Here is a 25,853-nt window from a genome sequence, read left to right on the forward strand (position 1 = left end):
ACGTTCGCGCCCCACCCTGTTTCTTTTCTTCCAAAATACTCCCGCCGGAGGCTCCCACGCAGCACCAAGCGCGCCCCTCCGCAGCGGCGATCACGCCCCTCCATCCTGCCCCTCCAGCTTCCGCGCATACCCCCGCGGCGTATAGATCCGAGCCCCCTCGCCAGAGCCATAGCCGCGCGACTGGGACGACCCCACCAGCACCACCGTCATCATGTCGACCTCGTCGACCGCCAGCGTCTCCAGCGTGCGGTGCGCCAGACACTCGTCCGGACGGCCCAGCGACCGGGCCAGCAGCACGGGCGTCCCCGCCGGGCGATGCCGCAGCAGGATGTCGCGCGCCTCGGCCAGCAACGTCCGCCGGCGGGCCGAGACGGGGTTGTAGAAGGCCACGACGAAATCGCCTTCGGCTGCCGCGTGCAGGCGTTTCACGATGTCTTCGCGCGGCGTCAGCAGATCCGACAGCGAGATCGCGCAGAAATCGTGGCCCAGAAGCGCCCCGGATCGCGCCGCCGCCGCCTGCAGCGCCGAGATCCCCGGTGCCGTCACCACCTCGGCCCGCCGCGCGGCATCGCTAACCCCACCCGCCGCCGGCCCCCGGTCCAGAAGCTCGTGCACCAGCGCGCCCATCGCATAGATCCCCGCGTCGCCCGAACAGATCAGCGCCACGCGCGCGCCCGCGCCCGCACGCTCCAGCGCGTGGCGGCAGCGCGCCTCCTCGCCCCCCAGCGGGAAATCGGCGCGCGGCTTGCCCGCGGCCAGCGGCCCAAGCAGATCGATGTAAAGGCTATAGCCCACCAGCTCTTCGGCCTCGGCGATCAGGCGCGAGGCTTCGGGCGTGCGCCACGACGCCTGCCCCGGACCGATGCCGATGATCGCCAGGTGCCCGCGACGGCGCCCCGGCAGGGCGGTCAGCGCCGCGGGAGCGCGGGCGACGGCGCAGGTGGCATTGGCGGTCTTGCGCTTCGTCACCGCCAGGTTCGCCCCGGCGCCCGCGACCGCCAGGGCGGCGCCCTCGGACACGCCGTGGCATCCGACCTCGGCAAAGACCACGTCGGAGGGGGTGGCAAGCCGGGGCGTCTCCGCCTCGAGCTCGGTTGCGGTAAACAGGCACAGGGGCACGCCCAGATCGGCCGCCAGCGCCAGCACCGCGGGCTCGTCGGCCTTGAGATCCAGCGTCGCGACGCAGGCCACCGCTTCGGGGCGCAGCCCCGCCTCGGCCAGCGTGTCGCGCACCAGAGCGCGCAAATCCTCGGGCGCGGTATCCCGGGCGCAGCCCACGCCCAGGGCCAGCCGGGTTTCGGTCCAGACCAGCGCGTCGCCCCCCGCCGCGGGTGTCAGCCGCGCCTCGCCCTCGGGACCATCCGCAGAGGCAACGCCATCGCGGGTCGCCAGAGCGTCGAGCCCCGGGGCCTGTCCGCTCAGCACGTAGGGCACGCCGGCCAGCAGATCGGCCATGACGCGCTTGGGATCGGCCGCCCCCGACACGCGCCAGCCCGCGGGCGGTTCGTCCAGCGACACGCCCAAGCTGACGTCGCCGGCCGTGGTGACCGCCGCGATCCCGCCCAGCGCATCCGCGATCCGCCGGGCCAGCCGGTTGGCCCCACGATGACCGCCCAGCAAGGGCACCACGACGGCCCCGTCGTCCGAGACCGACACCACCGGAGGTTCGGCCCGCTTGTCCGACAGAAGCGGCGCGATGCCGCGGATCAGGATGCCGCTAGCGCAGACGCCGATGACGGGAATGCCCGCGGCAAAGAGGTCGCGGGCATGGGCCAGCGCGTCGGCAAAGACCACGTCGGCCCGCTCGACACGGCCCTCGCGCCCATGCACCGGCGCGCCAAGCTCGGCCGCCACGCGGTGCGCCACGGCCTCGCCCGACCGCGACAGGGCCAGCACGACGGGGGCCAGCACGACGGGGGACGGCCCGAAGGCCGCCGCCCGCTGCGTCGCGGCGGCTGCCGGCCCGGCCTCGGGCGCAGTGGGCGCATCGGCGGCGGGGCCGCCCGGCGGCGCGGAACCGGATGCGGGCGTCTTCGGGGTCACAGCCACGGGTCCGTGCCTTTCGAGATGAGGATCATGCTGAAATAGGGCGCCTCGGCCGGGGCCTGGGCCAGCGGGCAGACCCGCTCCTCGCCCGGGATCGAGGCACGCTCGACATAGCTCGCTTGGTCGAGACAGCCGGCCCCGCGCACCGCCGCGACGATCTTCGGCAGGTGTCGCCCGACCTTCAGGATCGCCACGGTTTCGGCCGCGGCGATCCGCGCGGTCAGAACGTCCTCTGGCAGGGTGCCGGGCAGCACCGCGACGCTGTCGTTGCGCGCGGCCAGCGGGCGCTGCGCGGCGGCGGCGGCGGCGGTGAGCGAGGTCACCCCGGGCACCGCCACGACCGGGAAGCGGCCCGAGAGGCGGGCCGAAAGATACATGAACGAGCCGTAGAACAGCGGATCGCCCTCGCAAAGGCAGGCAACGTCCTGTCCGGCGGCCAAGGCATCGGCAAGGTGCGCGGCGCCCGTGTCGTAGGCGGCCTGGGCGGGCGCGCGGTCGGGGCGCATCGGAACCTCCATCGCGATTTCCCGCGCCGTTGGCGGAATATGCGCGGCGGCGATGCGGCGGGCAAAGCTGTCGGTCCCGGGCAGCACAGGGTAGGCTACGACCGGACAGGACGCGATCAGCCGCGCGGCCTTGAGCGTCAGAAGCTCCGGGTCGCCCGGGCCCACGCCGATGCCGTAGAGCGTGCCGCTCATCTCTTGACGAGGCTCCATTGCGTCACCGGCATCGACGGACGCCAGCCGCGATAGGGGCCCACCGGCTCGGCCCGCGCGACGGACAGCTGGACCAGCCGCCCGCCATGTTCGGCATGCAGCTGCATCAGCAGCGTTTCGGTTTCCAGCGTCACCGCGTTGGCGACGAAGCGGCCAAGCGGTTTCAGCGCGGCCCAGGCGGCGGCGAACACCTGCGCGTCGAATCCGCCGCCCGCAAAGATCGCATCGGGGGCGGGCAGGCCATCCAGCGCGGCGGGCGCTTCGCCCTCGACGATCTCGAACTTGGGGGTGCCGAGCGCCAGCGCATTGGCAGCAGCCATGGCCCGTCGGTCGGCACGCGGTTCGATCCCGATGGCGCGGGCGTAGCGCGCGGCGCGCATCCATTCGATGGCGACCGACCCCGATCCGGTGCCGATGTCCCACAGAAGCGCACCGCGCATCGGCATCAGCTTGGCCAGCGTCGCGGCGCGCACCTCCTGCTTGGTCATCGTGCCGTCATGGGTAAAGAGCGTGTCCTCGAGCCCGGGCACCCGGGGCAGAAGGGCGGCATCCGGCGCGGCCACACAGTCGACCGCAAGCGTGTTGAAGGCCGGGACCTCGTGCGCCCAGCCTTCGGCCGTGCCGTCAAAGCGCACCTCGCCCGACCCGCCCATGTTCGCCAGCACGGTCAGGCGCGACTGGCCGAAGCCGCGATCGGCTAGGAACCGGGCGATCTGCCCGGGGGTGTCCGACCCGGTGGTCAGGATCAGAAGCCGGGCGTCGGGCTGGATGAAGGCGATCATCTGCTCGACCGGGCGGCCGTGGACGGTGAGGGTTTCGGTGTCCGCGAGGCTCCACCCCATGCGGGCCGCGGCAAGCTGAAAGGCCGAGAGTTGGGGATGGTAGACGATCTCTTCGGGCGGAATGGCGCGGCCGATGCGGGCACCGACCGAGAACCACAGCGGATCGCCGGTGACGAGGATCACCGCGCGGCGCCCCCGCAGGGCGCGGATCGTGTCGATCATCGCGTCGAAGGGCGAAGGCCAGGACAGCCGCTCGGCCGTGACCGCGTCGGACAGGTGATGGTGCCGGTCGCCGCCGATGATGACCTCGGCCGCCTCGACCGCGGCGCGGGTGGCCGGGGTGAGGCCAGCCATCCCGTCTTCGCCGATGCCGACGATATGCAGCCAGGGCTCAGACATCGGGTATCAGCTCCTTCCGGGCCCTCGTTGCCGGCGTCGGCGAGACGTGCGCCGCGCGGCGCACCGGGCGCGGGATCATGCGCTCTCCTCCACGGCGGCGAGCGCGTTGACGGCGGCCGAGGCCATGGCCGAGCCGCCCCGGCGTCCGCGCAGGGCGACGAACTCGGCGCCGCGCGGATCGCCCGCCAGTTCCGCCTTGCTTTCGGCGGCGCCGACAAAGCCCACGGGGAAGCCCAGGATCAGCGCCGGGCGCGGCCAGCCGCGGTCGAGCTTTTCCAGAAGGTGGAACAGTGCCGTGGGCGCGTTGCCGATGGCCACCACCGCGCCGTCGATCCTGTCGTGCCAGAGCTCGACCGCCGCGGCGGAGCGCGTCGTGCCGAGATCGCGGGCGAGATCGGGGACCTCGGGGGCGTTCAGCGTCACCGCGACCTCGTTCCCGGCGGGCAGGCGGCGGCGGATGATGCCGGCGGCGACCATCTCGCAATCGCACAGGATCGGGGCGCCCGCGGCCAGCGCCGCGCGCCCCGCTTCGGCCGCGTCTGGCGAAAAGGCGAGGCGGTCGGCGATCTCGATCATCCCGCAGGCGTGGATCAGGCGGACGGCCATCGTCTCGAGCCCCGGCGGGAAGCGGTCGAGCCGGGCTTCGCGGCGCACCGTGGCAAAGCTTTCCGCGTAGATCGCGGCGGGGTCCTTCTTGTAGGGGCGCATCAGGGGCCTGCGGACGGCGTGGGGTGGAAAGATGCGCCTCCGGCGGGAGTATTTTGGAAGAGAAGAAGCCGGGGCGGTTGTGCGACGGACGGAAGCGGGGGCGTCATGGCTCAGACCTTCTTGCGCCGGGCGCTTTCGGGGCCGAGCGGGTGGTCGGCATGCGGGTAGGGCGCGTGGTGATGGCCGTGGTCGTGGTCGTGCTGGTGGCCGTGCCCGTGGTCGTGGTGGTGCCCGTGGTGCTGGTGCCCGTCGGCGTGTGGATGGTGGTGGGCAGGTCGGTGGTCGTGGTCATGGTGATGCTCGTGCGGATGGGCCTGAGCAGGGTCGTGGGTCGGCGCCTCGGGGGCGAGGCGGCATTCACCGGTGCAGAAGGTGTCGCAAAGCGTGCAGTCGGCCACCGTGGATCCCGGCGCCTGGGCGCCCTGCCCCTCGACATGGTGGTGGTGGCTTTCCTGGACCGCGCCGACCTCGGCCTCGAAGCCCAGCACCTGGGTGCGGTACTTGCACATCTGGCAATTGGGCGGCGGGGTCTCGCCCAGTTGTTCGGTGGCCCGCTCGGCAAAGGTGGCGAGAACGCCGGGGTGGTTGTTGAGGTAGCCGGCCTTGACCCATTCGATCCCCGGGTGGGCCGTCGCCACGCGGTCGGTGAAGCCGTAGATCCGGTCGATCAGGATGCCGGAGAACAGGAAGTAGGGGAACACGATCACCCGGCGGTAGCCCAGTTTGGCCACGTGTTCGAGGCAGGGTTCGACCAGCGGAAAGGTCACGCCGGAATAGCCGATTTCGCACCAGCCGAAGCCCATCCCCTCCCACAGCATGCGCGCGACCTTGGCGACGTTGGCATTCGCGTCGGGGTCCGAGGCCCCGCGGCCGATGACGACGAGGCAGGTGTCGTGCGCGGGCACCGGCCCGTGCGTCGCGTCGGCCTCGGCCACCGCGGCGGCGATACGGTCGCCCGCCGCGGCGATCATCTTGGGATCGACCCCCAGTTCGCGGCCATAGCTGACCTCGATCCCGTGGGTGGCGGCGTAGGTCGACAGCACGGTGGGGATGTCGTTCTTGGAATGCATCGCGGCAAAGAGCATACCGGGCACCGCGACGATCCGGGTGCAGCCGCGGTCGCGCAGACGGTCGAGCCCGTCGCGGATGACCGGGTTGGCGAATTCGAGATACCCGTATTCCATCTGCCAGTCCGGCGGCAGATGCTCGGGCAGGCGCGCCGCGAGGTTGGCGAATTCGTCCACCGCCGACTGGCTGCGAGACCCGTGACCGCAGAGCATCACGCCAACGCGCTGATCCGGCGCCGGCACGGTGTCGTGGCGGTGCAGCCCCTCGGGGCCCAGAGGGCCCGGGCCGGAAGCGGACACGGTGTCGGAAGAGGTGGCGGTCGCCGGGCTGGCGGGCGTCGCGGGGCGGGCGGCGGGCGTGTCGTGGGGCATGGGTATCAGTCAGCCTGCAGCTTGGAGGTGGGGAGAGGCGCCGCGATCCGGCGGCGCAGGCCGCGCAGGACCGCCAAGCCCGCGAGGGCCCCGGCCACGGCGAGGGCGAGCGCGGCAAGCCAGTGATCATGGCCCGCGACATGCGTCACGTGTCCGGGATGCCCGGATGCGGCGAGGGCGGAGCCCAGCAGTGCCGCCGCGGCCGCGCCCGGCAGGGCCACCGCCCGTGCGCGGGGGACGGCTTCGCGCGTCGTCTCGCCCATGGCCGGACCCGTTTTCGCGCCGGATGTCTGACAGAGCGTGGCCGCCGCGGCGATGCCGGGCCCGCGGGACGGGACGGGGGCCGTGATATCGAAATCGATGCGCATGATCTGTCCTGTCTGTCATCGGACCGGAGGGCGCGCCGACGCGGCGGGACCCGGGCCCCTGCAGGGCCCTCTGCCCCGGGCGCCCGCGCCGCGTCCTCGACGATGCCGCCCCCTGCCCCCGGTCTGGGTCGGCAGCGCGGGCGGCCACCTGTCCGGCCCCGGTGTGCGGGGCGTCGTCCCTTCCTCCTATAGGCAGCGTCCCCCGCCCATGCAACGGGCCCGCGGCATGACCCCTTAACCCGGCTCCCCGCACTTGGCAGCCGGACGGGTCCGCGGCACCGCCCCGTCGGCGGCTGCCCCGACACCTGCCCCGGCTACCGGCACCGGACGCCGCCTGCGGCTAGCCGTCGGCGCGCAGCGACAGGTTCTGCGGATCGTAGGGGCTGTCCTCGGTCACCTCGGCGGGCCAGAGGTCGCCCATGATCCGCACCTCGAGCCTGGTGCCCGGCGTCGCGCAGTCGGGCACGACATAGCCCATGCCGATGGACTTGCCGAAGGCCGCCGACCATCCGCCCGACGTCAGCCGCCCGACGCGGCGGTCACCCTGGTAGAGCGCCTCGCGCCCCCAGGGGTCGGCATCCTCGGGGCCGTCGATCAGAAGCGTCACGCAGGCGGTGCGCACGCCCTTGTCCTGCATCGCGGCCTTGCCGTGGAACTCCTTGCCCAGGTCGACGAAGCGGTCCAGCCCTGCCTCGAGCGGGGTGGCGTCGCGGCCAAGCTCGTTGCCGTAGGCGCGGTAGGATTTCTCCTGCCGCAGCCAGTTCTGCGCCCGCGCGCCCACGGGCACCATTCCGTGCGGCGCGCCAGCCTCCATCAGCTTGTCCCAGAGGTGGGTCTGCATCTCGATGGGGTGGTGAAGCTCCCACCCAAGCTCGCCCGTGTAGGCGACGCGCAGGGCACGGACGGGGACCATCCCCAGCTCGATATCGCGCACCGACAGCCACGGGAACCGCTTGTTCGACAGTGCGGTGTCGGGCTCGGCATCGCGGATCAGGGTCGACAGGATGTCGCGTGCCTTCGGCCCTGCCAGCGCGAAGACGCCCCATTGCGTGGTCACGTCCTGCACGTTGATGCGCCCGACCTCGGGCTCCTTCTCTGCGATGGCGTGGTAGAGGAAATCCTGGTCATAGGCGTGGTTGCCGCCGGACGAGATCAGGGTGTAGTCGTCCTCGCCCGTCCGGATGATGGTGTATTCGACGCGGATCGTGCCGGCGACGGTCAGGGCATAGGTCAGGTTGATGCGCCCGACCTTGGGCAGGCGGTTGGTGGTGAACCAGTCGAGGAACGCGGTCGCGCCGGGCCCCCAGACGCGGTGCTTGGCAAAGGCCGTGGCGTCGATCAGGCCCGCGGCTTCGCGCACCGCCTGCGCCTCGGACGCGGCGTGGCGCCACCAGTTGCCGCGGCGGAACGACCGCGCGTCGTGGTCGAAGCCTTCGGGCGCGTCCTTGGGGCCGTAGTAGTTGGGACGTTCCCACCCGTTGACGGTGCCGAACTGGGCGCCCAGCGCCTTTTGCCGGTCATAGGCCGGCGCGGTGCGCAGGGGCCGCGCGGCAGGACGCTCCTCGTCGGGGTGGTGCAGGACGTAGACGTGGGAATACGCCTCTTCGTTCTTGCGCGCGGCATACTCGGTCGTCATCCACGGCCCGTAGCGGCGGGGGTCGAGGGATGCCATGTCGATCTCGGCCTCGCCCTCGGTCATCACCTGCGCAAGGTAGTGGCCCGCCCCGCCCGCGGCGGTGATCCCGAAGCTGAAGCCTTCGGCCAGCCACATGTTGCGCAGCCCCGGGGCGGGGCCCAGCAAGGGGTTGCCGTCGGGGGTGTAGCAGATCGGGCCGTTGTAGTCGTCCTTGAGCCCCACCGTCTCAGAGCTTGGGATGCGGTGGATCATGCTCATGTATTCCTCTTCGATCCGGTCCAGATCGAGGGGGAAGAGGTCGGCGCGGAAGCTTTCGGGCACATCGTAGAGGAACCGTGCCGGCGCGCCGTCCTCGTAAGGGCCAAGGATCCAGCCGCCGCGTTCCTCGCGCACGTACCATTTCGCATCGGCGTCGCGCAGCACGGGGTGCTGTTCATGGGTCTTGCGGTACTCGACCAACGCCGGATCGGGTTCGGTGACGATGTACTGATGTTCGACCGGGATCGCGGGGATCTTGATCCCCAGCAGCCGCGCGGTGCGCTGCGCGTGGTTGCCGGTGGCGGTGACGACGTGTTCGGCCACGATCTCGGACGTCTCGCCCGAGGGGACGAGGTTGCCGCCGCGTTCGACCATCTTCGACAGCCCGACGCGCCACTCGGACCCAGTCCAGGTGTAGCTGTCGACCTGCCATTTACGCTCGACCGTGACGCCCAGCTGGCGGGCGCCCTTGGCCATGGCCATGGTGACGTCGGCGGGGTTGATGTAGCCGTCGGTGGGGTGGAACAGCGCGCCCTCCAGATCGTCGGTGCGCAACAGCGGCCAGCGTTCCCTGATCTGGTCGGGCGTCATCCATTCGAAGGGCACGCCCACCGTTTCGGCCGTGGCGGCATAGAGGCGGTATTCGTCCATCCGCGCGCTGGTCTGGGCCATGCGCAGGTTGCCCACGACGAAGAACCCGGGGTTGAGACCGGTCTCCTCCTCCAGCCCCTTGTAGAACTTGATCGAGTAGTCGTGCAGGTGGGTCGTCGCGTAGGACATGTTGAAGTAGGGCAGAAGGCCCGCGGCGTGCCAGGTCGAGCCTGCCGTCAGCTCGTCCCGTTCGAGCAGCAGCGTGTCCCACCCGGCGCGGCCGAGGTGATAGGCGATCGAGGTGCCGACGGCGCCGCCGCCGACGACCAGTGCTTTTACGTGGGTTTTCATATCAGTCATCCCTGCGCCATCCCCGACCCAAATAGGCGCGAAACGGCGATGGCTTGGGCGCGACAGCCGACGTGTTGGGCGCCGAATGCGACGTCGGGCGTCGCGGGCCACCCGACCTGCCCCCGCATGTTGCCGCCGCACGCTGCCGCCATCCGCCCGATCTGCCGCTCCCCCGTGATCACCGCTGCACCGAAGGTCGCCTGCTTCGGCACTGATCCCCCCCAGCCCGGTTGCCGTCGGCATCGCGCCCCGTGCGGTCGCTGCACGCTGGACGACACGGCACCGTGGCCGCGCGGCGGGTGTTGTCTGCCTCGCCGCTCTGGCCTATCGAGACGCCCTGAAGGGGGAGCACGCGATGCAGATCTGCCGCACGATTGCCGAAACGCGCACGATGCTGGCGGCATGGCGCCGCGCGGGCGACAGCGTGGGGCTGGTGCCCACGATGGGCGCGCTGCACGACGGTCACGCCGCGCTGGTGACCGCGGCCAGGGCCGAGCGGGACCGGGTGGTCGCGACAATCTTCGTCAATCCCACGCAGTTCGGCGACCCGCGCGACCTGGAGACCTACCCCCGCAGCGAAGCCGCCGACCTGGAGCTTCTGCGCGCCCTCGGCGCCGACGCGGTGCTGATCCCCGACGCCGCCGAGATCTATCCCCGCGACGACGAGACCATCGTCGAGACCACGCGCCTGGCCGCGCAGTTTCACGGCGCGGTGCGCCCCGGCCATTTCCGTGGCGTGGCGACGGTGGTCACGAAGCTCTTCAACATCATCCGCCCCGATGCCGCCTATTTCGGCGAAAAGGACTATCAGCAGCTGGCCGTGATCCGCCGGATGGTGCGCGATCTGCACATGGGGCTGGACATCGTCGGCGTTGCGACCTTCCGCGATGCCGACGGGCTGGCACTGTCGTCGCGCAACGTCCGCCTGACGCCCGCCGACCGCGCCGCCGCGCCGGTGCTGCACCGCGCACTGCAGGCCGGTGCCGCCGTCTACGAAAGCGGCGCCACGGTCGAGGCCGCGGCCCAGGCGATCCGCGACGTCGTCGCCACCGAACCGCGCGCCGAACTGACCGGGCTCGACATCGTCGAAGCCGGGCGCTTCGTCCCCGCCACGGGCCGCCCCGAGGGGCTCATCGGCATCATGATCTCGGCCCGGTTCGGCGAGGTTCTCCTGATCGACCAGAAAGAGGTGAGTGCATGAGCGCGCAACCCCAGAAACCCGTTCGCCGCATCACCGCGCCGCAGATCGCCGCGCGCAAGGGGGGCGACCCGATCGTGGCGCTGACCTCCTACCACGCCCACACCGCCGCCATCGTCGACCGCCATGCCGAGGTGATCCTGGTCGGCGACAGCCTGGGCATGGTGATGCACGGGATGGAATCAACCGTGGGCGTGCCGCTGGACCTCATGCTGGTGCACGGGCGCGCGGTGGTGCGCGGCACGAAACGTGCAATGGTCGTCGTCGACATGCCTTTCGGCACCTACGAGGAAAGCCCCGCCGTGGCGTTCCGCAACGCGGCCACCATCCTCAAGGAGACCCAGTGCGGCGCGGTGAAGCTGGAGGGCGGCGCCCGGATGGCCGAGACGATCCGCTTCCTGACCGAGCGTGGCATCCCGGTGATGGCGCATATCGGCCTGACGCCGCAATCGACGCTGACAATGGGCGGCTTCCGCACGCAGGGACGCGACGAAGAGACCTGGCCGCAGCACATCGCCGACGCGCGCGCGGTGGCCGAGGCCGGGGCGTTTTCGCTGGTGGTCGAAGGCGTGGTCGAACCGCTCGCGGCCGAGATCACGAAGGCCGTCGACATCCCCACCATCGGCATCGGCGCCAGCGCCGCCTGCGACGGCCAGATCCTGGTGCTCGAGGACATGCTGGGGCTGAACCCCAAACCGCCGAAATTCGTCAAGGTCTACGGCAGCATGGCAGACCAGATCGAAGCGGCCGTGAAATCCTACGCCGACGACGTCAAGACCCGCGCCTTCCCGTCCGAGGACGAGGTCTACCGCTAGGACCCGCGGGGCGGCGCCCGCGCGCCGTTTCAGCCACAGCCACCTCTGGACGAGCACACCGGGCAGACCAACAGCTATCAGTTGATCTGCCCGACCTCTCGGTCAAGCCTTTTACAAAAGGTTTATCGATCCGTCGCCTGACGGACATTCCCGCACCGCAAACGGACGACCGAGGCGCGCCCCCGGGCCGCCGCACCGTTTCGCGATTATCCGGGTTTGGAGGCCCTAATCCCTGTGACCAAGACCATCATGTCCGCCGGCGCGCTTGTCCTGCTGGGCACCGCCATTCCGGCCACGGCCCAGACGGACACCACCACCGTCGAGTTCTGGCACAGCTTCGGCGGCAGTTCCGGCGCGGCGCTGGACCGCATCATCGAAAACTTCGAAGCCGCGCATCCCGACATCGACATCGAGGCCGAGCATGTCGGGAACTACAACGACATCGTCGCGCGCCTGCAGGCCGCGATCCCCGCGAACCGCGCCCCCGACGCGGTGATCATGGAGGTCACGCGCTACGGTCTCTTCGCCGACCGCGGCGTGCTTCTGGACCTGACCGACAAGGTCGCCGCCGATCCGCTGTCCGACGATCTCTTCGACTTCGCGCGCGAAGTGGGGGTCTTCGAGGGCAAGAACTACATCGTGCCCTTCAACAGCTCGACCCCGGTTCTCTACTACAACGCCGACATCCTCGACCGGGCCGGGTTCGACGAGGAACCGCCGCTGGAAACCTACGACGACCTTTTGACCGTGGCGCAACAGGTGCAGGAAGAGCTGGGCGACGAAGGCATCCGCGGCATCTCGGCGCCGGGCCAGTTCGCGCGCTGGGGCCTGATCATGGCCAATGACAGCGACCTGATCGACAGCACCACGGGCGAGATCCTGATCGACGCGCCGAACACGGTCGAGGCCTACGAATGGATGGCGGACCTGGTGCACGAGCACGATGTCGCCTCGCCCGACAACGTCACCGACGAAGATACCGGGAAGGAGGATTTCCTGGCCGGGCGCAGCGCGATCATGATGAATTCGACCGGCAACTACGGTGAATCGAAAGAGGCGCTGGGCGACGCGCTGAAGGTCCGCCCGATGCCCTGCAACAAGGTCTGCGCCACCCCCATCGGCGGCGCCGGCATCGGCATCATCGCCTCGGCCGAGGCCCGGGTGCAGGACGCCGCCTACGACTTCATCAGCTTCGCCGCCTCGCCGGAATCGAACGCGATCTGGTTCTCGGAAACCGGCTACATGCCGATCAACCGCCACACCGCCGACCAGCAGCTGGCCAAGGACGCTCTGGCCGACAAGCCCGGGATCGACGTGGCGATCAACCAGCTCGACGTCGCGCGCGGCCGCCCGCGCCCGCCGGTCGTGACGTGGATGCGCGCCACGGAATACGACATGTGGCAGGCAATGGCGCTGGGCCAGCGCGAGGTCGAGGAGACGCTGCAGGACTTCGCCGAGCAGACCCGGCGCGAAGAGCAGCGGCAGAATTGACCCTGACCCCCGACATGTCGGCGGGCCCCGCACGGGCCCGCCGGACCGGGGCCGCCCGCCAGCAGGTCTTGCGGCGGGCGACGCCCTATCTGCTGGTCCTGCCCCTTCTGGCCTTTATCGCCACCTTCACCTACCTCCCCATCGCGATGAGCGTGAACCTCAGCTTTCGCGAATGGGATTTCCTGTCGCCCGACAAGCCCTTCGTCGGGTTCGAAAACTACCGCCTGCTGCTGACCTCGCACCAGTTCTGGAACTCGCTGCAGGTGACGGCGGTCTTCGCGCTGGTCTCGGTGCCGCTGCGGCTGGTTTTGGCGTTGGCCATCGCCAGCTACCTCGTCCGCGAAACCCTGCCCGCCCGGGTTCTGCGCGGCGCGCTGTTTTTGCCCGCCGTCACCTCGACCGTGGCGATCGGCGTCGTCTTCTCCTGGGTCTTCGCGACCGACCAGGGGCTGGTGAACGGGCTCTTCCAGCTTCTGGGCCTGCCCAAGGTGACGTGGATGCAGGACCCGCAGCTGGCGCTTTGGGTGCTGATCCTCGTCAACACGTGGAAGCAGCTGGGCTACGACATCATCATCTACATCGCCGGACTGCAGGCCGTGCCGGGCGAGCTTTACGATGCGGCTTCGGTCGATGGCGGGCGACGGTTTCACGTGTTTCGCCGGGTGACCGTGCCGCTGGTGATGCCGACGACCTATTTCCTGCTGGTGATCTCGGTCATCGACGCGTTCCAGGTCTTTACCATCGTCGACGTGATGACCCGGGGCGGCCCGGCGGGGGCGACAGACATGCTGGTCAACATGCTCTACCGCGTGGGCTTTACCCTGTTCGACATCGGCACCGGATCGGCGCTGGCGGTACTTCTGTTCATCCTGCTCATCACGCTGGCAGTGGTGAAGGCCCGCGTGATCGGGCGGAAGGTGCATTATGACTCGTGACCGCATGCTGACGCTGGGCGCGCTGGCGGCGGGGCTCCTGTTCCTGTCGCCGGTGCTCTATTCGATCTGGATGTCGTTCCAGACGGCGAACGCCTACTATACCGGCACGCTGGATTTCACCCTGCGCAACTACGCCGTGTCGATCGGCGACTACGGCTTTGCCCGCTACCTGATGAACAGCATCATCGTCTCGGGCCTCGTCACCATCGCGGGGCTGGCGATGGCGACGATGGCGGCCTTTGCCTTCGCGCGCTGGACCTTTCGCGGCGGCAATCTGCTGTTCGCCGCCGTGGTCGCGACGCTGATGATCCCCAGCCACATCACGCTGATCCCGAACTACCTTACCCTAGCGCGGGTCGGGCTTCTGGACACCTACGCGGGGCTGATCCTGCCCGCGATCTCGAACGGCTTCGCCGCGTTCTTCCTGCGCCAGTACATCCGCGGCATCCCCCGCGCGCTGGACGAAGCCGCCTACATGGACGGCGCCACGCCCCTGCAGGTGCTGTGGCGGGTGATCGTGCCGGTGGCGCGGCCCGCGATCCTGTCGATGGGCCTCTTCATCTTCATATCCGAGTGGAACAACTACATCTGGCCGCTCGTCGCCGTCAGCGACCAGGACCTCTATACCCTGCAGATCGGCCTGGCGCGGCTTTACAAGCTGAACCCGGGCGAGGGGTCGATCGACTGGCCGCTGGTGATGGCGGCCTCGACCCTGACGATCCTGCCCGTCCTCCTCGGTTTCCTGCTGGTCGAACGCCACCTCGTGCGCGGCATCACCATGGGGGCCGTCAAGTAATGGAGCATCACATGACCCGCATCGCCTCGCACCGCGGCGGCACGCTGGAATTCGGCGACTCGACGCCGCAAGGCTTTGCCGCCACCGCCGTCCTGCCGCTGGAGGAGGTCGAATTCGACGTCCATCCCACCGCGGACGGCGCGATCATGGTGCATCACGACGCCACGCTCGACCGCACCACCGACCGAAGCGGCGCCATCGCCGCATTGACCGAGGCCGAGGTGCGCGCGGCGGTGATCGACCATGCCGCGGGCGGGCACCCGATTTCGCTGGCCGAGCTCTGCGGGATCTTTCGCGACAGCCCGGTCGCCTTCCGCTGCGAGATCAAGCCCGGGGTCGACGGGCTGCCCTATGCAGGCTTCGTACCCCGGGTGGTCGACGCGCTCGCCCACGGCGGGATGCTGGAGCGGACGGGCTTCAGCGCGTTCCCGCTGGAAACGCTCGAGGCGCTGGGACAGGCCAGCGACCGGCCGCGACTGTGGCTGGTCAGTCCGCCGGTGCTGCGGCAGGTGGGGACAGCGGGCGTGATCGAGTTGGCCCGCGCACGGTCCATCCCCGAGATCGGGGTGCATGTCGACACCGCCACGCCCGAGCTGATGGCACGGGTGCAGGACGCGGGGCTCGACTTCGGGGTCTGGGGCGCCCACGGCGCGACGCAGATCGACGCGGCTCTGGCGCTTGGCGTCAAGGTCTTCACCACCGACCGTCCCAGCCTTGCCATCGCGCGGCGCGCCGCTTTCCGGGGGGACGCGGCATGAGCGCGATCCAGCTGACCGACATCGTCAAGAGCTACGCCCACGGCCCGCAGGTGCTGCACGGCGTGTCGATGGACATCCGCGACGGCGAGTTCGCCGTGATCGTCGGCCCCTCGGGCTGCGGCAAGTCCACGCTGCTGCGGCTGATCGCGGGGCTGGAACAGGTCTCGGGCGGGGACATCACCATCGGCGGGCAGCGCGCCAACGACATGGCGCCGCAGGACCGCGACATCGCGATGATCTTCCAGAACTACGCGCTTTATCCGCACATGACGGTGCGCCAGAACATCGCCTTCGGGTTGGAATTGCGCCGCGTGCCAAGGGCCGTCCGTACCGCCCGGGCCGAAGAGGTCGCCGCGATGCTGCGCCTGACCCCCTATCTCGACCGCAAGCCCGGCGCGCTGTCGGGCGGGCAGCGGCAGCGGGTGGCGATGGGCCGGGCCATGGCGCGCGACACCACGACCTTCCTGATGGACGAGCCCCTCTCGAACCTCGACAACGCGCTGCGCACCGAGATGCGGACCGAGATCAAGGAGCTTCACGGCAAGCTCAAGGCAACGATCGTCTACGTCACGCACGACCAGACCGAGGCGCTGTCGCTTGCCGACCGTGTGGCCGTCATGAAGGACGGCCACCTGCAGCAATTCGACACGCCCGAGGCGATCTACGACCGGCCCGCCAACCGCTTCGTCGCCGGGTTCCTGGGGCAACCCGCGATGAACTTCGCCCTGGCCCGCGATCTGCCCGGACTGCGGGCGCCGGGCGACAGCATCGCCGGGCTGCGGCCCGAGGCGCTGTCGCTGCACGGCACCGCCCCCGGCGGGCCCGCCCTGCGCGCCCGCGTCACGCTGTCCGAGATGACGGGCTCGGGCGTGATCCTGCATTGCGACACCGACGCCGGACGGATGACCGCGGTCACCCCGCGCCACGCGCTTCCCCCCGACCCGGGCGCATTATGGCTGGGTTTCGACCCCGCCCGGGTGCATCTTTTCGATGCCGCCACAGGGACCCGGCGCCCGGCCCCCGCGGCCCAGCCGCACACGGCCAACCTCTCGGCCTGACCCGCCCGCCGGGGACCGACCGGCGCCGACCACGATGATCCCCGGCCCCGGCAGGGCCCGTCCGCCTGCGCCGCCCGCCTGCCCTGCCCGCCTGCGCCGCGTGCCGTGTGCGCTGGCGCAGGGGCCCCGCGCCCCCCTGCCCCTCTGTGCGTCGGGGCAGGCTATGCTAGCTCTTTGCCCAACAGCAGCATGCAGGAGAGGTCACATGGGAAAACTCGTCGAAGGCGTCTGGAAGGACCAGTGGTACGACACGTCGAAAACCGGCGGCAAGTTCGTGCGGTCGGAGCAGTCTTTCCGCAACTGGATCACCGCGGACGGCAGCGCCGGCCCCTCGGGCGAGGGCGGGTTCAAGGCCGAGGCGGGGCGTTACCACCTCTATGTCAGCTATGCCTGCCCCTGGGCCAACAGGGCGCTGTTCTTCATGAAGCTGAAAGAGCTCGACGGCCTGATCGACGTCTCCGTCGTCCATCCCGAAATGCTGTCCGAAGGGTGGGAGCTGCGCACCGACTGGCCCGGCGCCACGGGCGACAAGCTCTTTGGGCTACCCTACCTGCGCGACGTCTACCTCAAGGCGGCGCCCGAGATGTCGGGCCGCGTGACCGTGCCCGTGATCTGGGACAAGGAGCGCGGCACCATCGTGTCGAACGAAAGCGCCGAGATCATCCGCATGTTCAACGAGGCCTTCGACGGGATCACCGGCAACACCGACGATTACTGGCCCGAGGAGCTGCGCGACGCCATCGCGCCGATCAACGACCGGGTCTACGACACCGTCAACAACGGCGTCTACAAGGCCGGCTTCGCCACCAGCCAGGAGGCTTATGACGAGGCGGTGCACCCGCTGTTCGACTCGCTCGACTGGCTTGAGGGCATCCTGTCGGAAAACCGCTACCTGCTTGGCGACCGGATCACCGAAGCGGACTGGCGGCTGTTCTCGACGCTGGTGCGGTTCGATCTGGTCTACCACCTGCACTTCAAGTGCAACCGCAAGCGGATCATCGACTACCCGAACCTCTGGGCCTACACCCGCGAACTATACCAGTGGGAGGGGCCGGGCGGCGCCATCCGCGATACCGTCCACCTGGACCACATCGTGCGACACTACCACTACAGCCATGACACGGTGAACCCCTACCGGATCATCCCGATCAACCCGGTACTCGACTGGGAAGAGCCGCATCATCGGGGCGACTGACGCGGTCGTTCGCCCCGGGGCCCACCCCGGGGCACACCGTGCCCGCGGTCATCACCACCGCTGCGCGCGACGCAGTCCGCATGACCACGTCGGCGCGCGATACCGGGCGTTCCGCGTAATGCGCCACGATCGCCGCCAGATCTCCGGGTGGGGTGCGGCTGTTGAGCGAGGTCGCGGCATTCGGAATGTGGCGGAACACCGACCCGTCCGAGAAAAAGCTGCTCGGCGTCACCGGGATGACCGGCATGTCGGGCAGCCGGTAACTGACGAAGTCCGACACCGCCATCGGGCTGCCCCGGGTCAGGCCCAGATCCAGCACCACCGCATCGAAATCCTCGAACTGCAGCGCCTGGATCGCAGAGTCCTGCGAATCCACGATGCGCACCTCGGCCCCTGCCACGCGCCCGAGATGCGCGGACCAGAGCTGGGCCAGGGCCAGTTCGCTTGCAACAATAAGTATCTTCATAAAAAACACTCAACGACTAGGATTGCGAGCACTTCTCGCGACAAACATAACACCGAGATGCGAACAATGCCACTAAATGGCCATCTAATCACCTCAATTCGTGATATGGTAGAATACTCCTTTCATTCGGCCACCGATAGGCGAGGTTCTGCCGCATGAGCGTCGGGCCCACCTGGATCACGGTGTGCGACACCTGCAAGGAGGGCGGCGTACCCGGCCCCGAGGGGGCGCAACCGCGCGGCACCCATCTGTTCGAGCTGATCGAAGAGCGTCTGTCGCCCGAGGACCCCGACCTGCGCCTGCGCCGCACGTCCTGCCTGATGGGCTGCGCGTCGGGCTGCAACGTGGCGATCCAGGCGGCGGGCAAGCTGTGCTATACGCTCGGCCGGTTCGACGCGGGGCCCGAGACGGCGCAGGGGATCCTCGACTGGGCGCGGCTGCATGCGGCCAGTCCCAGCGGCCAAGTGCCCTACCGGACATGGCCCGCGGCGGTGAAGGGGCATTTCGTGACCCGCCATCCACCACTGCCCGAGACATGAGCGCGGCATGAGCGCCCCCGCCCCGGGCCCGCACGCGTCCCGCTCGCGTCCGTCCACGCCGCGCGACCATGGCGGCGGCATCGATGCGGCGATGGCCCGCTGGGGCGGCGAACGGGACGGCTGGATCGACCTGTCGACCGGCATCAACCCGGTGCCCTATCCGATCCCGGACCTTTCCCCCGGCTGCTGGACCGCCCTGCCCGACCGCGCCGCCACGGCGCGGATCACGCAGGCGGCGCGCAGCTTCTGGGGCGTGCCCGACGGTGCGGGCGTGCTGGCTGCGCCCGGCGCCTCGGCCCTTATCGCACGGCTGCCCGCGGTGACCGGCGGCCCGGCCCATATCCCGGCGCCCACCTACAACGAACACGCCGCCGCCTTTCGCGCCGCGGGCCACGATGTGGCGAGCATGGATACCGGCCAGCCGGTGCGGGTGCTGGTCCATCCCAACAACCCCGACGGTAGGCTCTGGTCCACTTCCGACGTCGGCGCCGCCGAGGCGGGCATGGCTGGCAGCAGCAAGACGGGCATCAGCAGGGCGGGCAGCAGCAGGACGCACGGGCACCCGCAGCGCAGCCAGCCGTCGGGCGCGCCCCACTCCGGCGGGACACGGCGCGCCTTTGCGGCCCCTGACTGGACGATCATCGACGAAAGCTTCTGCGACGTGGTCCCCGGGGCCTCGCATATCTCGGCCGCCGCCCGCCCCGGTGTCGTGGTGCTGAAAAGCTTCGGCAAGTTCTGGGGCCTGGCCGGCCTGCGGCTGGGCTTTGCCGCGGCCACGCCCGACACGCTGTCGCGGCTGGCCGAGATGCTGGGCCCCTGGCCCGTGTCGGGCCCCGCGCTGGAGATCGGGGCGCGCGCGCTTGAAGACAGCGCCTGGGCCAAGGTCACGCGCGACAGGCTGGGCCGCGATGCGGACCGTCTGGATCGCCTGATGCAAGGCGCGGGGGCGCGGGTCGCCGGGGGCACCACGCTCTTCCGGCTTTACGAGGTCGAGGATGCGGCGCACTGGCAGGATCGGCTGGGTCGCGCGCATATCCTGTCGCGCGTCTTTCCCTACGCGCCGCACTGGCTGCGGCTGGGCCTGCCCGCCCCGCGGGACTGGCCACGGGTCGAGGCCGCGCTGTGCTAGACGCCGCCTACCCCCTTTTTCTGGCCATGATCCTAGACGCAGCGCTGGGCGAACCCGACTGGATGTGGCGGCGCTGGCCGCATCCGGCGGTGCTGATGGGCCGGGCCATCGGGCGGGGTGATGCCTGGCTGAACCGCGGGCGCCATCGGCGGGCGCGTGGCGCGACGCTCTTGGGCGCGCTCTGCCTCACCGCCTGGGTGCTCGCGGACCTGGTCGAGGCGCTGCCGCTGGGCCCCTTGCCCGAAGCCATCGCGGGGGCGATCCTTCTGGCACAGCGCTCGCTCTGTGACCATGTCGCCGCGGTGGCCATGGCGCTGCGCCGCTCGACGAGCGAGGCGCGCGGCGCGGTCGCGATGATCGTCGGCCGCGACACGGCGGGCATGCAGGACCCCGACATCGCCCGCGCCGCCATCGAATCCGGGGCCGAGAACTTTTCCGACGGGGTGATCGCCCCGGCCTTCTGGTTCCTGCTGCTGGGGCTGCCGGGGATCGCCGTCTACAAGATGGTGAACACCGCCGACAGCATGATCGGCTACCGCACGCCGCGGCACGAGGCCTTCGGCTGGGCCGCCGCCCGGCTGGACGATGTGCTGAACTGGGTGCCCGCGCGGCTGACCGCCCTGATCTTCGCCACGCTCGGGCGGTGCCTGCGCGACCGCGACGCCATCGCATCCGAGGCCCGGCGCCACCGATCACCCAACGCGGGCTGGCCCGAGGCCGCACTGGCCCGGGCGCTGGGTGTCGCGCTGTCGGGGCCGCGCTCGTACCACGGGCGGCGCAAGGCCTTTCCCTTCGTCAATCCGCGCGGGCGGCACGACGCGGGGCCCGAGGACATCGACGCCGCCATGCGCCGGATCTGGCAGGGATGGGCTGTCGCTCTCGCGGTTGTGGGGGCGCTTGCATTGGTCTGAGCCGCCCAGCCTGCTAGGGTCCGCCACAACTTCGCCCCGACCCTTGCAAGGATGCAAAAGGCAGATCGAATGACCCGACCGACGCTGACATTGGCCGCCCTGACGCTGGGCGCCGCCACCACGGCCCTTACCCCCGCCGCATGGGCGCAACAGGACGCCACCGCCGCCGAAACCGACGCGCAGCCCCCGCTCGCCGTGCAATGCGGTGGCGATTTCGCCAGCTTCAAGGCCGCCGCCGAAGAGGCCGCGGTGGCGCAGGGCGCCGACCCCGCCGCCGCCGCGCGGTTCTTCGACGGTATCCGGCGCGACCCCGAGGTGATTGCCGCCGACCGTCGTCAGGGCGTGTTCCAGCTTCCCTTCATCGACTTTTCCCGCCGCCTGATCAGCCAGGCCCGGATCGACCGCGGGCAGGCCATGTCGGACAAGTGGGACGACGTTTTCACCGCGATCGAACGCGACTACGGCGTCTCGCGCGGTGTCCTGCTGGCCTTCTGGGCGTTCGAGACGGACTACGGCGCGGTGCAGGGCGACTTCAACACCGCCAATGCCCTCGTCACCCTCGCGCATGATTGCCGCCGGCCCGAGCTGTTCCTGCCGCAGGTCTTCGCCGCGATCGAGCTGTCACAGCAGGGCGGCATGGATCCCGACACCACCACCGGTGCCTGGGCAGGCGAGATCGGCATGGTGCAGATGCTGCCCGAGGACATCCTGGACAACGGCGTGGATGCCGACGGCAACGGCACGGTCGAGCTCAAGACCTCGGCCCCCGATGCGCTGACCTCGGGCGCGGCGATGCTGCGGGATCTGGGCTGGCGCGCGGGCGAGCCCTGGCTGGAAGAGGTCGAGGTGCCCGACGATCTGGACTGGTCGCGCACCGGGCTCGACACCACGCTACCGGTCGCCGATTGGGAGGCGATGGGCGTCACCCCGCGCGATGGCGACTGGGACGGCGCCGACCTCTCGGCCTCGCTGCTGCTGCCGCAGGGGCGCAAGGGGCCGGCCTTTGTCGCCTATCCGAACTTCATTGTCTATTTCGAGTGGAACCAGAGCTTTGTCTACGTGGCGACGGCTGCCTATTTCGCCACCCGGCTAGAGGGCGCGCCGGTCTATGATGCGGGCAATCCCGACCCCGGGCTGGGCGAGGCGCAGATGATCCGCCTGCAGGAGGCGCTGCAGGCCAGGGGCTATGACGTCGGCGGCGCCGACGGCATCCTGGGCGAGATGACGCGAGAGGCCGTGCAGGCCGAGCAGGAAAAGCTGGGCCTGCCCGCCGACGCCTGGCCCACGCCGGCGCTGCTGGACCGCATGTAGGCGTCAGAGATCGGGCGGGAAGCCGAACCCTTCGGGGATCGCGTCCCGCCCGTCGAGCACCAAGTCGGCCATCACCTGCCCCACCATGGGCGCGACGCCGAAGCCGATCTTGAACCCGCCATTGGCGACGAAGTGGCCCGGTCGGCCGGGCCATTCGCCCAGAAGCGGCGCGCGCGAATAGGCGCGCGGCCGCAGCCCCGCCCAGCGCGCGATAACAGGCGCCTCCCGCAGCGCGGGGATGACGCTGCGGGCGCGGTCGATCACGTCGTCCAGCTGGGCGTCCGTGTCCGTCCCCGCGAACTCCCTCTCGGAGGTCGAGCCGATGGCGGTCGTGCCGTCGAGATGGGGCACGATATGCAGCCCCCCGGCAAAGATCTGCGGCGCCAGCGCGGCGCCGGTGCCCAGCAGGGCGGCCTGCCCCTTGACCGCGACGCCGAGGGCGCGCCCAAAGGCGCGGCTCAGATCCTCCAGCCCCGCGGCGCCGGTGGCCCAGATCACGGCGCCCTCGGGCGCGGCGGCTTCGGGAAGGGCGGCTTCGGAAACGGCGGCTTCGGGCACGGCGGCGGTCGTGATCTCCCCGCCGCGGGACCGGATCGCTCCGGCAAGCGCCGCCACCGCCTGCGCGGGATGGATGTGCGCGCTGAGCGTATCGCGGACATAGGCGCCGGATCCGGCCTCGGGCAGCCAGCCCGGCGGCAGTCCGGCCGCCGCGGCCTCGGCATCGATCACCGCCCAGACCGCCTCGCCCCGCCATAGCGCCGCCGCGCTCGTGGCGCGGGACTGCGCCAGTTCGACCGCCCGTGTATCGGCAAGGGGCTGGATGCGCCCATGGGGGGCATAGCCCGTGGGGCGCCCCGACAGTGCCTCGACCTCGGGCCAGAATTCGCGCGCCAACAGAAGGCTTTCCAGCTGGAACGCCTTTTTCGGGTTCCAGTTCTCGGGCACGTGCGGCGACAGCGCGCCCACGATCCCGCCCGATGCGCCCGCGCCCGGCCCGCCGGGATCGACGACGCGCACCCTTGCACCGCGTTTGAGACAGGCATAGGCAACCGAGAGTCCGAAGATCCCCGCGCCCATGACGGTGACGTCTGCCGCTGCCATTCTCTCGGACCTCGTTTCCGATACGCGCCGGGTCCGGATCCCGGCCTATCCTCGGGAGGTGCGGTGCCAGAGCCTTTTGCCGAAGTCCAGTGGCGGACCGAGGGGACCCCGGTCTCGACCCGGTTCGAAGATCCCTACTTCTCGCTCGATAACGGGCTTGAAGAGACGCACCACGTGTTCCTCGACGGCAATGGCCTCCCGGGGCGGTTTCGCGACGGCTTCGCCATTGCCGAGCTGGGCTTCGGCACCGGGCTGAACGCGCTGGCCGCCTGCGCCGCATGGGAGGCCGCCGCGATCCCGGGCGCGTTCACCTTTACCTCGTTCGAGGCCTTCCCGATGACGGGGGATGATATGGCGCGTGCCCTGTCGGCCTTTCCCGCGCTGGCGCCGCGCGCCGCGGCATTGCACGACGGCTGGGCGCGGGGTCTGCGCGAGATGCGACTGGGCCCGATGAAGCTCTGCGTGATCGAGGGTGATGCCCGCGCCACCCTGCCGGCCTGGACCGGCACCGCGGATGCCTGGTTCCTCGACGGCTTCGCCCCGGCCCGCAACCCCGAGCTTTGGGACCCCGACCTTTTGTCGGCCGTGGCCGGGCATACCCGCCCCGGCGGGACCGCCGCCACCTATACCGCCGCGGGCCACGTGCGCCGCGCGCTGCAATCGGCGGGCTTTGACGTGGCGCGCGTCCCGGGCTTTGGCCGCAAACGGCACATGACCCGCGCGGTGATCGCATGACCCCGCCCGACGCCGCCCGCAGCGACGCCCGGGTGCTGGCCGCGGATCAGGGCGACGGGCCCCGCGACACCACGCGTCTGGGCATCCTCGCCATGTGCCTGACGACGTTCATCTTCGCGGCGCAGGACGGCATTTCGCGCCACCTGGCGGCGGAATACAACGTGCTGATGGTGGTGATGATCCGCTACTGGTTCTTCGCCGCCTTCGTGATCGCCATCGCGACCCGCAAGGCCGGAGGACTGCGCAAGGCAGCCGCCACGACCCAGCCGCTGCTGCAGGCGGCACGGGGGCTGATCCTGGTCTTCGAGGTCAACATCATGATCCTCGCCTTCGTGTTCCTCGGACTTGTCGAGGCGCACGCGATCTTTGCCTGCTATCCGCTGATCATCGCCGCGCTTTCGGGGCCGATCCTGGGCGAGCGTGTGGGCTGGCGGCGGTGGACCGCGATCGGCATCGGCTTTGTCGGCATCCTCGTGATTTTGCAGCCGGGGGTCGCGATGTTCTCGCCCGCCGCGCTCATCGCGCTTGCTTCTGCCACGCTCTTCGCGCTCTACGGCCTGCTTACGCGCTATGCCGCGCGGCGCGACACCGCCGCCACCAGCTTTTTCTGGACCGGAACCGTGGGGGCGGCCGCGCTGACCGTCATCGGGATCTGGCAGTGGGAGCCCATGACCGCGCCCGACTGGGCGTGGATGGCGATCCTGTGCGTCACGGCGTCCATCGGGCACTGGCTGCTGATCAAGACCTACGAGCTGGCAGAGGCCAGCGCGGTGCAGCCCTTCGCCTACCTTCAGCTTGTCTTCGCCTCGATCATCGGGGTGACGCTGTTCGGCGAAACGGTGCGGACGAATGTCGCCATAGGCACCGGTATCGTCGTCTGCGCGGGCATCTTCACGCTATGGCGCGACGGTCGAGCCAGGAAAAGGCGCGGCGGCAACCGGCCCTGAAGCGGCGGCAACCTTCGCCGCGTCGGGCCGCGGCCCGGGGGCGTGAGGCGCCTCACACCCCATACCCTGTCCGCGCGCCCCGGGTTTCGCGCCCCTGCGGGTGTCCGTGACCCCCGGGGGGCCTCACCGACAGCGACAGCTTCGCATCGTCCGGGCGGCGAGGTCGGGGCGGCGCCTGTCAGGCGCCTGTCCGTTTCTCGATCGCATCCCAGATGCGGCCCGCGACGTCGATACCATCGAAACGCTCCAGCTCCTGGATGCCGGTGGGCGAGGTCACGTTGATCTCGGTCAGCCGGTCGCCGATGACGTCGATACCGACGAAGATCTGGCCCTTCTCGCGCAGCGTGGGGCCGATGGCGGCGCAGATCTCGCGGTCGCGCTTGGTCAGCTCGGACGGCACCGGCTTGCCCCCGACATGCATGTTCGACCGGGTTTCGCCCTCGGCCGGGACGCGGTTGATGGCGCCCACCGGCTCGCCGTCCACGAGGATCACCCGCTTGTCGCCCTTCGAGACGGCGGGCAGGAAGGCCTGTGCGATCAGGGGCTCGCGATTCAGCTGCGAAAAGAGCTCGTGCAGGCTGGCGAGGTTGCGGTCGTCCGGGCCCAGCCGGAAGACACCGGCACCGCCGTTGCCGTAGAGCGGCTTGACGATGATGTCGCCGTGATCACGCTTGAACTGCCGCAGCGCGGCGAGGTCGCGGGCGATCATCGTCGGCGGGATAAGCTCGGGGAACCGCAGGACAAGCAGCTTCTCGGGGAAGTTCCGCACCCAGAAGGGATCGTTCACCACGAGCGGCTTGGGGTGCAGGACGTCGAGGATGTGGGTCGAGGTGATATAGGCCATGTCGAAGGGGGGATCCTGGCGCAACCAGATCACGTCAACCGTCGACAGGTCGATCTCCTCGATCTCGGACAGGGTGACATGGTCGCCCTTGACGCGACGCACCTCGGCCCAGCGACCGCGCGCGGTGACCTTGCCATCGCGCCACGCCATCTGGTCCGGGCCGTAGACGAACAACCGGTGCCCCCGGGCCTGCGCCGCCTCGGCCAGGCGAAAGGTGCTGTCGGCGTTGATGTCGACGGCCTCGATAGGGTCCATCTGAAAGGCGACGGTCAGGGTCATGCGGTCCATCCGGCTAGGGCTGTGCCGACCTTACATGGCGCAGCACCGTCC

Annotated in this window: 24 protein-coding genes; 14 read left to right on the forward strand and 10 right to left on the reverse strand. The window is 70.2% G+C overall.

Translation table 11 applies throughout. From position 1 onward, the window contains the following. Positions 1-90: 90 nt before the first annotated feature. The 7 genes from cobJ to EKE94_RS12665 all read right to left on the reverse strand — a co-directional run bounded on the left by cobJ (position 91) and on the right by EKE94_RS12665 (position 9,294). Positions 91-1,908, reverse strand: coding sequence for a precorrin-3B C(17)-methyltransferase (cobJ, locus tag EKE94_RS12635; RefSeq protein ID WP_127907252.1), 1,818 nt, complete (start codon positions 1,906-1,908; stop codon positions 91-93). A gap of 131 nt (positions 1,909-2,039) precedes the next feature. Next, the gene (cobI, locus tag EKE94_RS12640) at positions 2,040-2,744 is read right to left on the reverse strand and encodes a precorrin-2 C(20)-methyltransferase (protein ID WP_127906995.1); all 705 of its coding nucleotides are present in this window, start codon (positions 2,742-2,744) and stop codon (positions 2,040-2,042) included. Further along, positions 2,741-3,943, reverse strand: coding sequence for a precorrin-6y C5,15-methyltransferase (decarboxylating) subunit CbiE (gene cbiE / locus EKE94_RS12645; RefSeq protein ID WP_127906996.1), 1,203 nt, complete (start codon positions 3,941-3,943; stop codon positions 2,741-2,743). Before cbiE ends, cobI begins: the two co-directional genes overlap by 4 nt. A gap of 75 nt (positions 3,944-4,018) precedes the next feature. Next, positions 4,019-4,651, reverse strand: coding sequence for a precorrin-8X methylmutase (locus EKE94_RS12650; protein ID WP_127906997.1), 633 nt, complete (start codon positions 4,649-4,651; stop codon positions 4,019-4,021). A gap of 110 nt (positions 4,652-4,761) precedes the next feature. Further along, positions 4,762-5,931 carry a sirohydrochlorin chelatase gene (locus EKE94_RS12655; RefSeq protein WP_127907253.1) on the reverse strand — a complete coding sequence of 390 codons (1,170 nt, stop codon included), beginning with the start codon at positions 5,929-5,931 and terminating at the stop codon, positions 4,762-4,764. Between the two features lie 164 nt (positions 5,932-6,095). Continuing rightward, positions 6,096-6,458 carry a DUF6732 family protein gene (locus tag EKE94_RS18920; protein WP_235856014.1) on the reverse strand — a complete coding sequence of 121 codons (363 nt, stop codon included), beginning with the start codon at positions 6,456-6,458 and terminating at the stop codon, positions 6,096-6,098. A 340-nt stretch (positions 6,459-6,798) separates the two neighbouring features. Continuing rightward, positions 6,799-9,294: a GcvT family protein gene (locus EKE94_RS12665; RefSeq protein ID WP_127906998.1), complete on the reverse strand. Its 2,496-nt coding sequence runs from the start codon at positions 9,292-9,294 to the stop codon at positions 6,799-6,801. Between the two features lie 355 nt (positions 9,295-9,649). On the opposite strand from EKE94_RS12665, the gene panC reads away from it, so the two are divergent. The 8 genes from panC (at position 9,650) to EKE94_RS12705 (ending at position 17,540) form a co-directional block, all read left to right on the forward strand. Then, a complete protein-coding gene (gene panC, locus EKE94_RS12670) occupies positions 9,650-10,495 on the forward strand; it encodes a pantoate--beta-alanine ligase (RefSeq protein WP_127906999.1) in 846 nt (281 codons plus the stop codon). Further along, positions 10,492-11,307, forward strand: a complete 816-nt coding sequence (panB, locus tag EKE94_RS12675; RefSeq protein WP_127907000.1) for a 3-methyl-2-oxobutanoate hydroxymethyltransferase — start codon at positions 10,492-10,494, stop codon at positions 11,305-11,307. The genes panC and panB overlap by 4 nt, the downstream gene beginning before the upstream one ends. 234 nt (positions 11,308-11,541) lie before the next feature. Then, positions 11,542-12,798 (forward strand): ABC transporter substrate-binding protein, encoded by a 1,257-nt coding sequence (locus EKE94_RS12680; RefSeq protein WP_235856015.1) that lies wholly within the window; start codon positions 11,542-11,544, stop codon positions 12,796-12,798. Next, on the forward strand, positions 12,795-13,733 hold the full coding sequence (locus tag EKE94_RS12685) for a carbohydrate ABC transporter permease (RefSeq protein ID WP_235856016.1): 939 nt from the start codon (positions 12,795-12,797) through the stop codon (positions 13,731-13,733). Before EKE94_RS12680 ends, EKE94_RS12685 begins: the two co-directional genes overlap by 4 nt. After that, positions 13,723-14,529, forward strand: coding sequence for a carbohydrate ABC transporter permease (locus EKE94_RS12690; RefSeq protein WP_127907001.1), 807 nt, complete (start codon positions 13,723-13,725; stop codon positions 14,527-14,529). The genes EKE94_RS12685 and EKE94_RS12690 overlap by 11 nt, the downstream gene beginning before the upstream one ends. Positions 14,530-14,540: 11 nt before the next feature. Then, entirely contained in the window at positions 14,541-15,287 is a 747-nt protein-coding gene (locus EKE94_RS12695; protein WP_127907002.1) for a glycerophosphodiester phosphodiesterase family protein, read from the forward strand. After that, positions 15,284-16,345 (forward strand): ABC transporter ATP-binding protein, encoded by a 1,062-nt coding sequence (locus tag EKE94_RS12700; RefSeq protein ID WP_127907003.1) that lies wholly within the window; start codon positions 15,284-15,286, stop codon positions 16,343-16,345. Before EKE94_RS12695 ends, EKE94_RS12700 begins: the two co-directional genes overlap by 4 nt. 205 nt (positions 16,346-16,550) lie before the next feature. After that, positions 16,551-17,540, forward strand: a complete 990-nt coding sequence (locus tag EKE94_RS12705; RefSeq protein WP_127907004.1) for a glutathione S-transferase family protein — start codon at positions 16,551-16,553, stop codon at positions 17,538-17,540. On the opposite strand, the gene EKE94_RS12710 is transcribed toward EKE94_RS12705, so the two are convergent. Next, the gene (locus EKE94_RS12710; protein WP_328590494.1) at positions 17,494-18,006 is read right to left on the reverse strand and encodes a hypothetical protein; all 513 of its coding nucleotides are present in this window, start codon (positions 18,004-18,006) and stop codon (positions 17,494-17,496) included. The two genes, EKE94_RS12705 and EKE94_RS12710, sit on opposite strands and share 47 nt — an antisense overlap. Positions 18,007-18,161: 155 nt before the next feature. Here EKE94_RS12710 and EKE94_RS12715 point away from each other — a divergent pair, with 155 nt between their 5' ends. From EKE94_RS12715 to EKE94_RS12730, 4 genes are all read left to right on the forward strand, one after another. Then, positions 18,162-18,545, forward strand: coding sequence for a DUF1636 family protein (locus tag EKE94_RS12715; RefSeq protein ID WP_127907005.1), 384 nt, complete (start codon positions 18,162-18,164; stop codon positions 18,543-18,545). A 7-nt stretch (positions 18,546-18,552) separates the two neighbouring features. Next, complete coding sequence (locus EKE94_RS18925; RefSeq protein ID WP_235856017.1) at positions 18,553-19,674, forward strand: threonine-phosphate decarboxylase; 1,122 nt, start codon at positions 18,553-18,555, stop codon at positions 19,672-19,674. A 26-nt stretch (positions 19,675-19,700) separates the two neighbouring features. Beyond that, positions 19,701-20,585 (forward strand): adenosylcobinamide-phosphate synthase CbiB, encoded by an 885-nt coding sequence (cbiB, locus tag EKE94_RS12725; RefSeq protein ID WP_127907006.1) that lies wholly within the window; start codon positions 19,701-19,703, stop codon positions 20,583-20,585. 69 nt (positions 20,586-20,654) lie between these two features. Then, a complete protein-coding gene (locus EKE94_RS12730) occupies positions 20,655-21,896 on the forward strand; it encodes a lytic murein transglycosylase (protein ID WP_127907007.1) in 1,242 nt (413 codons plus the stop codon). A gap of 3 nt (positions 21,897-21,899) precedes the next feature. Here the strand turns inward: EKE94_RS12730 and EKE94_RS12735 are convergent, their stop codons facing one another. Continuing rightward, positions 21,900-22,997, reverse strand: a complete 1,098-nt coding sequence (locus EKE94_RS12735) for an NAD(P)/FAD-dependent oxidoreductase (RefSeq protein WP_127907008.1) — start codon at positions 22,995-22,997, stop codon at positions 21,900-21,902. 63 nt (positions 22,998-23,060) lie between these two features. Here EKE94_RS12735 and mnmD point away from each other — a divergent pair, with 63 nt between their 5' ends. Both mnmD and EKE94_RS12745 read left to right on the forward strand, forming a co-directional pair. Continuing rightward, entirely contained in the window at positions 23,061-23,732 is a 672-nt protein-coding gene (gene mnmD / locus EKE94_RS12740) for a tRNA (5-methylaminomethyl-2-thiouridine)(34)-methyltransferase MnmD (protein ID WP_127907009.1), read from the forward strand. Then, complete coding sequence (locus EKE94_RS12745) at positions 23,729-24,679, forward strand: DMT family transporter (protein WP_127907010.1); 951 nt, start codon at positions 23,729-23,731, stop codon at positions 24,677-24,679. The genes mnmD and EKE94_RS12745 overlap by 4 nt, the downstream gene beginning before the upstream one ends. Positions 24,680-24,857: 178 nt before the next feature. Here the strand turns inward: EKE94_RS12745 and gshB are convergent, their stop codons facing one another. Further along, positions 24,858-25,802 carry a glutathione synthase gene (gene gshB, locus EKE94_RS12750; protein WP_127907011.1) on the reverse strand — a complete coding sequence of 315 codons (945 nt, stop codon included), beginning with the start codon at positions 25,800-25,802 and terminating at the stop codon, positions 24,858-24,860. Positions 25,803-25,853 lie beyond the last annotated feature (51 nt).

Origin of the sequence: Mesobaculum littorinae, from assembly GCF_004011175.1 — a bacterium.
In the GTDB taxonomy this organism is placed as follows: domain Bacteria; phylum Pseudomonadota; class Alphaproteobacteria; order Rhodobacterales; family Rhodobacteraceae; genus Tranquillimonas; species Tranquillimonas littorinae.